This is a genomic window from Providencia sp. PROV114 (assembly GCF_032704305.1).
Classification (GTDB): domain Bacteria; phylum Pseudomonadota; class Gammaproteobacteria; order Enterobacterales; family Enterobacteriaceae; genus Providencia; species Providencia rettgeri.
Map to the genome: position 1 here is coordinate 1,338,020 of NZ_CP120528.1, position 11,755 is coordinate 1,349,774.

Consider the following 11,755-nt stretch of genomic DNA (forward strand, 5'->3'; position numbering starts at 1 on the left):
GTTAAACTGCTTCCTTTGTGTTTGATTGTGATTCTTGATTTATTTTTTGTTTTTCTTTTTCAACTTGTTCAGAGCGCCAAATGCTATTTAATACATGCACCATGGCTTTCGCTGAAGATTCGACGATATCTGTTGCTAATCCCATCCCGTGGAACTTACGGTTATGGCATTCAACCACGATATCCACTTGGCCTAACGCATTTTCACCATGGCCCTTAGCAGATAACTGGTACGAGACTAATTTCATAGGGAATTGTGTGATGTTGCTGATGGCTTGGTAGATGGCATCAACGGGGCCATTACCGGTCGCCGCTTCAGACTTCACTTCATCGCCACACTGCATTTTGACTGTTGCTGTTGCAACAATACTAGAGCCTGATTGTGTACTGAAATAGTCCATCACGAAGTGGTCAGTTTCATCTTGTTGTTTCGTAAAGAAAGCTAAGGCTTCTAAGTCATAGTCAAAGACTTGACCTTTTTTATCAGCTAAATTCAAAAATGCAGTATACAATTCATCCAATTTGAAGTCTTTACCTTCGTGATACCCCATTTCCTCCATACGGTGTTTAACAGCGGCACGGCCTGAACGTGAGGTTAAATTTAATTGTTGTTCTTTTAAGCCGATAGACTCTGGTGTCATGATTTCGTAGGTTTCACGATTTTTCAACACACCGTCTTGGTGAATACCTGATGAGTGAGCAAATGCGTTACTACCCACAACGGCTTTATTAGCTGGAATTGGTGTATTACATAATTGGCTAACTAATTGGCTGGTACGGTAAATTTCTTTGTGATTAATATTGGTATGCACATTCAACATTTGTTCGCGCAGTTTAATGGCCATAATCACTTCTTCCAATGCCGTGTTGCCGGCGCGTTCGCCTAAGCCATTGATGGTACCTTCAACTTGGCGGGCACCGGCTTGCACAGCACTGATTGAGTTAGCAACTGACATCCCTAAATCATCATGGCAATGCACAGAAATAACAGCTTTATCGATATTTGGCACACGGTTATACAAATCAGTGATAATTCCGCCAAACTGGTAAGGTGTTGTATAACCTACAGTATCTGGAATATTGATTGTTGTTGCACCTGCATTAATAGCCGTTTCTACGATACGACATAAATTATCAGGGTCAGTACGGCCCGCATCTTCACAGGAGAATTCAACGTCATCGGTATAGCGTCTTGCGCGCTTAATGGAATTAATTGCCATATCCATTACGCCATCAAAGGATTTATTTAATTTCTTCTCCATATGTAAATTGGAGGTAGCTAAGAAAATATGGATACGAAAGGCTTCGGCAACCTTTAATGACTCAGCTGCAACATCAATGTCATTTTCAATACAACGCGCTAATGCACAAATTCGGCTGTTTTTGATTTCTCTCGCGATGGTTTGTACGGATTCGAAGTCACCCGGTGAAGAGACTGGGAAACCCGCTTCAATGATATCAACCCCTAAACGCTCTAATGCGAAGGCAATTTGTAATTTTTCTTTGACTGACAAACTTGCCTGTAATGCCTGCTCACCGTCGCGTAAGGTGGTATCGAAGATAATGACTTGGTTGCTCATATTGTGTTCCTCATATCGAATTTTGTTTTTTGCTGAGAGTTATGTTCTTCCAAAGCCGCAGGCATAAAAAAACCCGCGGGTTGCGCGGGTTTTTAATGTTTGTGGACAGTTTGTTTCTATTTTTCGTCCATAAGCATACCGCGCAAATTTAATGCGAGTAGTAGTAGGCTTAGTAGGCGAATAGAAAATGTCATTTTTAACTGTCTCTCTTGAGTATCTTAATCAAACTGTATTTATTGATACGTTATCTTAAAGTTAATGTCAATAATAGATTTTTAGCATATTTTTACCAATCATGAATTATGGCTTCTGGCTGGTGGTTGTTGCTGTTTTTTTGTGTATCCCTTCTGTTTTGTCTGGATTTTTGCGTTGTTATAAGGGTAAAATTCTTTTGCTATGCTCATTCAAATGCTTTCATGATTAAAGTTATTGATTTTTATGCAATTTTTATTTTTTGATGTAAGGTGAGACTCAAGGTAGGGAATGAATCATCTTCGCCAATACTTTTTAATTAAGTTAATTATCTAATAAATGAGTATTTAAAAAATAATCTGATAATGAGAATATTTATTGATTCTACATACGATTTATTATGATTTCTTGCAAAAATTGCTTTATTATTTTTACGGTGAGTGATTGCAATGCTAATAAGTGGTTATCATTCATTATTTTGATGAATATTTACGTTTTATAATGATATTTATACTGCAAGTTTAATTAATAGGTAAAGTAATATAAACGTCGTTTTAATAAATGCAGGGAAAGCGAAATGACTTATTATCTATAAGTTGTTTTAAGAATAATATTTAATGAATTTATATATTCGTCGGTTTTTTAAGATGAATGACTCTTTTCGTTAATGAAAAATGATAAATATATTAGTGGAGTAAAAAATGACTGATTTTGATACAATTTCAACAGCTAAAAAAGACAGTAGCGATATTCATTTACGTAATGTTGATCTCAACCTATTAACGGTTTTTGACGTGGTTATGCAGATGCAAAACGTAACAAAAGCAGCGCAAGTTCTAGGGATGTCTCAACCTGCGGTGAGTAACGCAGTTTCACGTTTAAAATCAATGTTTAATGATGAGTTGTTTGTCCGGTATGGGCGTGGTATTCAGCCGACATCTCGTGCTAAGCAACTGTTCGGGCCTATTAGGCAAGCATTACAATTAGTTCATAATGAATTACCTAGTGCAGGTTTCAATCCACAAACTAGTGATCGAGTATTTAATTTATCTATTTGTTCACCGTTAGATATTCGTCTAGCTGCTATTATTGTCGAAAAATTTAAGGTAGTTTCGCCTAATATTAATATAGTCATTCATTCTTTTATGGATAATAAAATTGCTCATCAATTAAAATACCAAGAAATGGATTTTTTCCTTGGCTATAATCAATTAGAAAAGACAGAATTTCAACATCAGGTTTTATTTGATGATGAATTGGTATTAGTGGTGGCTAGTCATCACCCACGTATTGGTAATTCAATTTCTGAAATTGAATTAAATAATGAACGTCATGCTATTATGTCAATGGATAACATGGGATCATTTAGTAAACCTTATTATAATAATACTGAGTTATCGCATACGATTAGCTATCAAGGTACTGACTTAAATAGTGTCCTGAGTCTTGTTGCTCAAACTGATCTCGTCGCTATTGTGCCAAAATGGCTAGTGAGTCATTACTTTGGACAACTAAAATTACGGACATTAACGTTGCCTTGGCTTCGAGATACACTGCCTTGCTATTTAACTTGGCATGAATCAACGGTTAGGGATAAAGGCCATCAATGGATGAAATCTCAATTTAATCAGTTGATTGAGGAACTCTCTGAACAGGCTGTTGCTGCATAGTACTCCTATTTAAAAATTGTTAGAGGTTGTTGGCGAGCTCAGACATTGTGAGCAATAAATAACGCATATTGTTAAGGGGCAATAACAAATGAAATTGCCCCTTAAAGCCAATAACCTCTATATTTCTATAGACGTGCTTATAACAAAGATAGATACGCCAACAAGGTAATTAACTCATTATCGTGAGCGTTATGATGAGTTTTGTAGCAGACATAACATTTGCACAAAATTTACATATAAATGCTTTTCACGCATCTCTTTAGTCGATACACTGCGAATATTCAGCTAACACTTGTAAGCTGAAATAATAAGAATAGTTAAGTGCTTGTGAATCTACCGAGTAACTTATATCGATAATGACCTATAGGGAATACACTTTGATTACTGAAAATCTATATCCATACCACTTGGTTAATCGCTTACGTAGCAGGGTTACTGCGCACGAATCGGCGAACCGGATAGCTTTCAGTCAATGGGATAACGGGCAACAGAGCTCATTAACTTGGGGCGAGGTAGGCGATCACACATCAGCGATTTCTCGTCGTCTCTTAGCATTAAACGTTATCACACAAGAAAATATTGGGTTATTTGCCCATAACAGCATGAATTGGTCATTGGTTGACTTTGCCGCGTTACAAATTAGGGCTGTCACAGTGCCACTTTATGCAACTAGCAGTGTTGAGCAAGCGGCGTATATTATTAATGATGCCAATATTAAAGTGTTGTTTGTTGGGGACGATATGCAATATCAAGTTGCATGCCAATTGCCAGCTCTTTGTCCTCAATTAACGACGATTATCGTGATGAACGACAATGTTGAGTTGGCTGATATTTCAATCGACACCCTGCATTTATCCACATTTATGGCGCAAGCACAAACCGCATACCAAACGGAACTTGATGAGCGCATCGCTGCACATAATCTCGGTGATTTATTTACCATCATTTATACATCAGGCACTACTGGGGAGCCCAAAGGCGTTATGTTGGATTACTACAACATGGCTGCCCAACTGTATCTCCATGACGAACGATTACAACTAACTGCTGATGATGTTTCTTTAAGTTTTTTACCACTTTCACATGTTTTTGAACGTGCGTGGAGCTTTTACGTTATGCACGTTGGGGCGTTAAACGTTTATTTAACAGACACCAATCAAGTTCGAGAAGCATTAACGGAAGTAAAACCGACTGTGATGTGTGCGGTTCCCCGTTTTTATGAAAAAGTTTATTCAGCAATACACAGTAAAGTGGCCAAAGCACCTCTCATCCGTAGGGCGCTATTTCGCTGTGCAATATCTCTTGGCAAGCGCCGTGTGAAAGTCTTAGCAAAAGGCCACAAACCCTCTTTAGTTAACCGCGCTATTTTTCCGATGGTTGATAAACTGGTTCTCAGTAGAATTCGCGAAGGGTTAGGCGGTCGAATTCGTTTCATGCCAGCAGCTGGCGCCCGTCTTGATGACGATGTGATTGCATTTTTCCTTTCAGCAGGGGTAAATATTAAATATGGCTATGGTATGTCAGAAACCTGTGCCACGGTATCTTGCTGGGAAGAAGGTAAATACCCATTAGGTTCGATAGGTACACCACTATCTTCTGTTTCAGTGCGTATTGGTAAAGACGATGAAATACAAGTAAAAGGGCCAGTGGTCATGAAAGGCTATTTCAATCGACCAATTGAAACCTTGGATACGTTTACAGCAGATGGCTGGCTAAAAACGGGTGATGCAGGAAAGATTGACGAACAAGGCAATTTATATATTACGGATAGGCTAAAAGATTTAATGAAAACATCTAACGGAAAATATATTGCACCACAGATGATTGAAGGGGTATTAGGGCAAGACAAGTTTATTGAACACATTGCAGTTATTGCGGATGCACGCAAGTTTGTTTCAGCGCTGATCGTGCCTTGTTATGACAGCTTAGAAGAATATGCCCATTCAATAAACCTGAAATATCGAGATCGTTTAGAGCTCTTAAAAGACTCAAATATTGTGGCCTTATTTGAGAGCCGTTTAAAAGATTTGCAAAAAAATATCGATAATTTCCACCAAGTTAAGCGTTTTATATTACTACCTACCACATTTTCAATGGAAAAAGGTGAATTAACGCCGACGTTGAAACTGCGCCGTAAAATTATTTCTGAGCGCTATCAATTAGAAATTGAATCGATGTACAAAGAATAATTTACCATCTAATTACCTGACTTACCTGTATTATGGGTAGGTCAGGTCTTGTTTTTGTTCTATTCATATTTATTTATTCAGATTATCACTTAATATTAAAATCAGAATGGTTCCAACTAATTAAAGTTGCACTGTTTTTCCATTCATAGCAGTCATTCTTTCTCCCATTATTTTTATACGCAGTCAATTTATCTATCAAATACCCATGTTCAAGATGATGTGAAAGTTTCGTGATCCTTGCACTGAAATGGTGTTTGCTTCGTTTCAGCCAGAGCGATATGTTAATAGCACGAATTTCACAATTTTAATGATAAAAATAAAGAGGTAGTTCATACCTCTTCACTTGCAAATAATGTCTGGGGGCAAACTCATGGAGATGTTGTCGGGAGCGGAAATGGTCGTCAAGTCGTTGATTGACCAAGGAGTAAAGCACGTGTTTGGTTATCCAGGCGGTGCGGTATTAGATATTTATGATGCACTTCATACAGTTGGTGGGGTAGAACATATTTTAGTGCGCCATGAACAAGCCGCCGTTCATATGGCAGATGGTTATGCACGCTCAACAGGGGATGTTGGGGTTGTTTTAGTGACATCTGGTCCTGGGGCAACAAATGCGATTACCGGTATTGCGACGGCTTATATGGACTCCGTACCAATGGTGGTGTTATCAGGGCAGGTTGCAAGCTCGCTAATTGGTAACGATGCGTTTCAAGAATGCGATATGGTTGGAATTTCAAGGCCAATAGTCAAGCACAGTTTTTTAATTAAAAGCGCAGAAGAAATTCCTGAAACCATCAAGAAAGCGTTTTATATTGCAGCAAGTGGCCGTCCAGGGCCTGTGGTGATTGATTTTCCTAAGGACACCGTTAACCCAGCTTTGAAGTTTGCTTACCGTTATCCAGAGAACGTTTCTTTGCGGTCTTATAACCCTACATTACAAGGACACAAAGGCCAAATCAAAAAAGCATTAACTAAATTGGTTTCAGCCAAAAAACCAGTTTTCTATATTGGCGGAGGGGCGATTAACGCGAATTGCTCTGCTGAACTTATAGAGTTGGCAGAAAAACTGCAATTACCGGTGGTATCAACCTTAATGGGATTAGGGGCTTTCCCAGAAACGCACAAGCAATCCGTGGGAATGCTTGGGATGCATGGAACCTATGAAGCCAACAAGGTGATGCATAACTCGGATGTGATTTTTGCTGTTGGTGTTCGTTTTGATGATAGAACAACGAACAATTTAGAAAAATATTGCCCAAATGCGACCGTCATTCAAATTGATGTTGACCCAACGTCTATCTCAAAAACGGTCAATGCCGATATCCCAATTGTTGGCGATGCAAAACTCACATTAAAACAAATGTTAGGTCAGTTAGACCAAGCTTCAGCCAAACAAGACAACCAAGCACTCACTGCGTGGTGGAAAGAAATTGAGCAATGGCGCAGCAAACAGTGTTTACGTTACGAAACAAGCCAAACAAAAGTTAAACCACAGCAAGCCATTGAAATGATTTATCGTTTAACGAAAGGTGAAGCGTATGTAACGTCTGACGTTGGGCAGCACCAAATGTTCGCCGCATTGTATTATCCCTTTGATAAACCTCGCCATTGGATAAACTCAGGAGGACTCGGCACGATGGGCTTTGGTTTACCTGCTGCTCTAGGGGTGAAATTAGCGCATCCAAAATCGACCGTTGTCTGTGTGACAGGGGATGGTAGCATCCAGATGAACATTCAAGAGCTTTCAACCGCTCTGCAATATGGCTTACCGGTTTTAGTGCTCAACTTAAATAATGGTTTTTTAGGCATGGTAAAACAGTGGCAGGATATGATTTATCAAGGCCGTCACTCACAATCTTACATGCAATCATTGCCTGATTTCATCAAGTTAGCACAAGCGTATGGCCACGTTGGTATTTCGATAGCAACACCTGATGAGCTAGAAGAAAAACTAAAACAAGCCCTTGTTGAAGTGAATGAAAATCAGCGATTAGTTTTCGTTGACGTCAATATTGATGAAACTGAGCACGTTTATCCAATGCAGATCCGTGGTGGTGCAATGGATGAAATGTGGTTGAGCAAAACAGAGAGGACCTGATCATGCGTCGTATTTTATCCGTTTTATTAGAAAATGAATCAGGTGCTTTGTCCCGTGTCATAGGTCTGTTCTCTCAACGTGGTTATAATATTGAAAGTTTGACCGTTGCACCAACAGATGACCCAACCCTGTCACGTATGACTATCCAAACTAAAGGGGATGCAAAGGTTCTGGAGCAAATTGAGAAACAATTGCATAAACTAGTTGATGTGTTGCGCGTCAGTGAGCTGACAGCGTCAGCACATATCGAACGTGAAATCATGTTAGTGAAGCTACAAGCCTCTGGATATGGGCGTGATGAAGTGAAGCGCTGTGCAGATATTTTCCGTGGACAAATTGTTGATGTCACCCCAACGCTTTATACCGTTCAGCTAGCGGGGACAAGCGAAAAACTGGACGCTTTCATCGAATCAGTGCGTGGTGTTGCTGAAATTGTTGAAGTTGTACGCTCAGGGATCGTCGGTGTTTCGCGCGGTGATAAAATTATGCGATGAAAAATTTATCTTCCGAAGGTAGAATAATCGCGTTTAAGGCCCCGAATGACTCGGGGCTATTCCCAAAATTGTAAAGAGGTTAACGTGAAACTGGATGAGATAGCCCGTCTAGCGGGTGTTTCCCGCACAACGGCTAGTTATGTGATCAACGGCAAGGCCAAGCAGTATCGAGTCAGCGATAAAACTGTAGAAAAAGTGATGGCAGTCGTCAGAGAGCACAATTACCATCCAAATGCAGTTGCTGCGGGGCTACGAGCAGGGCGTACCCGTTCTATAGGGTTAGTGATCCCTGACTTGGAAAATACGAGCTATACCCGTATAGCAAATTACCTTGAAAGGCAGGCGCGTCAGCGTGGTTATCAATTGTTGATAGCATGCTCAGAAGACCAACCAGACAACGAAATTCGTTGTGTTGAACACCTTTTACAACGACAAGTTGATGCCATAATTGTTTCGACAGCATTACCGCCAGAACACCCGTTCTATCAGCGTTGGGCGAATCGTTCTTTACCGATTATCGCACTGGATAGAGCCCTTGAAAAAGAACACTTTATTAGTGTTGTTGGTGATGACCAAGAAGATGCTTTCATGATTTCAGCAGAATTACGCAAATTTAAAGCTGAATCGGTATTGTATTTGGGGGCGTTACCTGAATTATCAGTCAGTTACCTGCGCGAGCAAGGTTTCCGTAAAGCATGGCATGAAGACCCGCGCAAGATTGATTACCTGTATGCAAATAGCTATGAACGCGATTCAGCCGCAGAGGTTTTTGCTCATTGGCTTGATAGTGGCAACAAGATGCCAGACGCACTATTTACAACATCATTCTCCTTACTACAAGGCGTGCTAGATGTCGCATTGAAGCGCAGTGGTCGTTTACCTGAGCATATGGTTATTGCCACATTTGGTGATAATGAATTATTAGACTTCCTTGAATGCCCAGTGCTTTCTTTGGCACAGCGCCATAGAGACATCGCTGAACGCATCTTAGAATTGGTGCTTGCCAGCCTTGATGAAAAGCAAAAACCAGAACCTGGTATTACACGTATTCGTCGTGATTTATGTCGCCGTGGAAGTTTAGGTCGTAAGCAGTAATAAAATAGACTTAACTTTAATCGAACAGTGAATATTTACACGATAATGAGTGATGTTGGTCACAATAATGAGTAATATAACGGCCCCTATCTTGTAGGGGCTTTTTTTTTATAGGCAAAAATTAGGTAAATATTTAACTTTAGGATTTATCTTAATTGGTTTGTTGCGGATTTTAAAATGAAAGCTAAATCGGATAAATAAATTAATATAAATTTATTATGGTTGTATTACTGATTTGTGCGATAAATATTTTGAATTAAATTACTGTTTATTAAAACAGTTATTTATTCTATTGATATGTAATGATTTTATTTTATTGGCAGCACGTTTTGGGCCTATTTAAAAATTAATGACTATTTGAGGACTCAACAGAAGTAAATAACCGGTACAAGATACACTGATTAAAAATGAGACATAAGTTGAATTTCCATTAATTTGTATGATTTTACAGCAAACTATTATGTTAGCGCTTATTTAGGTGATACTTAATAAAATATGTTAATCATATCAACTTGTTATTTCCCATTTTATTTCCAAGTTAGATTTTACCTCCCCTTATTTTTTCTGAATTGTTCTGTAAATAAAGCTAAAGCCGGATGTTACTGGCTTGACAACGTTTTCATACCATTCGTAAACTTTATATGTGGTGAATTGTGGGGTAAAGTGGGTGGGTGGAAAATAAAAGGGGTTTAATCGGGTATGTTTCGTGGGGCAACACTGGTTAATCTCGACAGCAAAGGGCGTCTAACCGTGCCAACTCGTTATCGAGGAATGCTGAACGAGGAATCGAAAGGGCAAATGGTTTGTACCATTGACCTTCACCAGCCATGCCTGTTGCTTTATACCTTACCTGAATGGGAGATTATCGAGGAAAAACTTTCTCGGCTATCGACGATGAACCCAGCAGAACGACGCGTGCAACGGCTGTTATTAGGTCATGCAAGTGAATGCCAAATGGACAACGCGGGGCGTCTTTTGTTAGCCAGTACATTGCGTCAACACGCAGGGCTAACCAAAGAGGTCATGTTGGTTGGCCAGATTAATAAATTTGAACTTTGGGATGAACAGACTTGGTATCAGCAAGTGGAAGATGATATTGCCGCTGAGCGCCTTACCAATGAACCACTTTCAGCCCGCTTACAGGATTTGTCACTTTAATGATGACGCAACAGCAATTTAAACACGTAACAGTATTACTGGATGAAGCCGTGAACGGTTTAAACATTAAACCTAACGGTATCTATATCGATGGCACCTTTGGTCGTGGTGGCCATTCAAGGTTGATATTAAGCCAGCTTGGCGCACAAGGAAGGTTAATCGCCATTGACCGTGATCCAGAAGCCATAAAAGCGGCACAGGCTATCGATGACCCGCGTTTTATGATTAAGCATGGCCCATTTTCTGCGATTGCAGAGTATGTGGAAGAAGAAGGGTTAACAGGGAAAATTGATGGCGTATTACTTGACTTAGGGGTTTCTTCACCGCAGTTAGATGACCCAGAGCGTGGTTTTTCCTTTATGCGTGACGGGCCGTTAGATATGCGAATGGACCCAACCAAAGGGCAATCCGCACAGCAATGGTTGATGGACGCAGAAGCGGATGACATTGCTTGGGTATTGAAAACCTTTGGAGAAGAGCGTTTTGCGAAACGAATTGCGAGAGCGATTGTTGAACGTAACCATAACCCAGAGGAAGAGCCATTAACACGTACACGGCATCTTGCAGAGTTAATTGCCAAAGTCAGTCCGATGAAAGACCGACATAAACACCCTGCAACACGTAGCTTCCAAGCGATTCGTATTTATATTAATAGCGAATTGGAAGAGATTGAAAAAGCGTTAGAAGGCGCTATGAACGTTTTAGCACCACAAGGGCGCTTATCGGTTATCAGCTTCCATTCTTTGGAAGATAGATTAGTAAAACGGTTTATTCGCAAAAATAGTAAAGGACCATCAGTGCCAGCCGGTATTCCACTGACTGAAGCGCAGATTAAAGAGTTAGGCGCAGCGCAGTTACGTGACCTAGGTAAGATGAAACCTTCGGAAAACGAAATTGACGAAAATCCTCGCGCACGGAGTTCTGTGTTGCGGTTTGCTGAAAAGGCGGCGGAATAATGGTTCCAGAAAGGCACAGCCTAGCTCGCGTCATTGGGCGTGATTTATTTCGTTATGGCATCGTTCCTTTGATTTTATTGGCTGCAATTATAATCAGTGCCGTTTTTGTTGTGACTACCGCACATGAAACGCGTTTGTTAACGGCAGCTAAAGATAAATTGTATGAAGAAAAAGACTTATTAGATATCGAATGGCGCAATTTGATCCTTGAAGAAAACGCCCTTGCGAGCCATAGCCGAATAGAACGTTTGTCGGTTGAAAAATTACAGATGGTACAAGTTGAACCATCACAAGAAAAAATTATTGTTTCTAAGCAATAAAAAG

At 40.0% G+C, this 11,755-nt stretch carries 9 protein-coding genes; 8 read left to right on the forward strand and 1 reads right to left on the reverse strand.

Annotated features, from left to right (window positions below; all coding sequences use genetic code 11):
- Window position 1: 1 nt before the first annotated feature.
- Window positions 2-1,579, reverse strand: coding sequence for a 2-isopropylmalate synthase (gene leuA / locus P3L37_RS05755; protein ID WP_004262054.1), 1,578 nt, complete (start codon window positions 1,577-1,579; stop codon window positions 2-4).
- An 893-nt stretch (window positions 1,580-2,472) separates the two neighbouring features.
- Between leuA and leuO the strand changes: the two genes are divergently transcribed.
- The 8 genes from leuO to ftsL all read left to right on the forward strand — a co-directional run bounded on the left by leuO (window position 2,473) and on the right by ftsL (window position 11,751).
- Window positions 2,473-3,441, forward strand: a complete 969-nt coding sequence (gene leuO / locus P3L37_RS05760; RefSeq protein ID WP_004913213.1) for a transcriptional regulator LeuO — start codon at window positions 2,473-2,475, stop codon at window positions 3,439-3,441.
- 356 nt (window positions 3,442-3,797) lie between these two features.
- Entirely contained in the window at window positions 3,798-5,630 is a 1,833-nt protein-coding gene (locus tag P3L37_RS05765; RefSeq protein ID WP_222960410.1) for an AMP-dependent synthetase/ligase, read from the forward strand.
- A gap of 370 nt (window positions 5,631-6,000) precedes the next feature.
- Window positions 6,001-7,728, forward strand: a complete 1,728-nt coding sequence (gene ilvI, locus P3L37_RS05770) for an acetolactate synthase 3 large subunit (protein WP_004913206.1) — start codon at window positions 6,001-6,003, stop codon at window positions 7,726-7,728.
- A 2-nt stretch (window positions 7,729-7,730) separates the two neighbouring features.
- Window positions 7,731-8,222 (forward strand): acetolactate synthase small subunit, encoded by a 492-nt coding sequence (gene ilvN, locus P3L37_RS05775; RefSeq protein WP_004262045.1) that lies wholly within the window; start codon window positions 7,731-7,733, stop codon window positions 8,220-8,222.
- Window positions 8,223-8,306: 84 nt separating this feature from the next.
- Window positions 8,307-9,317, forward strand: a complete 1,011-nt coding sequence (cra, locus tag P3L37_RS05780) for a catabolite repressor/activator (protein ID WP_004913203.1) — start codon at window positions 8,307-8,309, stop codon at window positions 9,315-9,317.
- Between the two features lie 699 nt (window positions 9,318-10,016).
- Window positions 10,017-10,475: a division/cell wall cluster transcriptional repressor MraZ gene (gene mraZ / locus P3L37_RS05785; RefSeq protein ID WP_004262043.1), complete on the forward strand. Its 459-nt coding sequence runs from the start codon at window positions 10,017-10,019 to the stop codon at window positions 10,473-10,475.
- A 2-nt stretch (window positions 10,476-10,477) separates the two neighbouring features.
- A complete protein-coding gene (rsmH, locus tag P3L37_RS05790) occupies window positions 10,478-11,431 on the forward strand; it encodes a 16S rRNA (cytosine(1402)-N(4))-methyltransferase RsmH (RefSeq protein WP_004913197.1) in 954 nt (317 codons plus the stop codon).
- Window positions 11,431-11,751 carry a cell division protein FtsL gene (ftsL, locus tag P3L37_RS05795; RefSeq protein ID WP_004913196.1) on the forward strand — a complete coding sequence of 107 codons (321 nt, stop codon included), beginning with the start codon at window positions 11,431-11,433 and terminating at the stop codon, window positions 11,749-11,751. Before rsmH ends, ftsL begins: the two co-directional genes overlap by 1 nt.
- Window positions 11,752-11,755 lie beyond the last annotated feature (4 nt).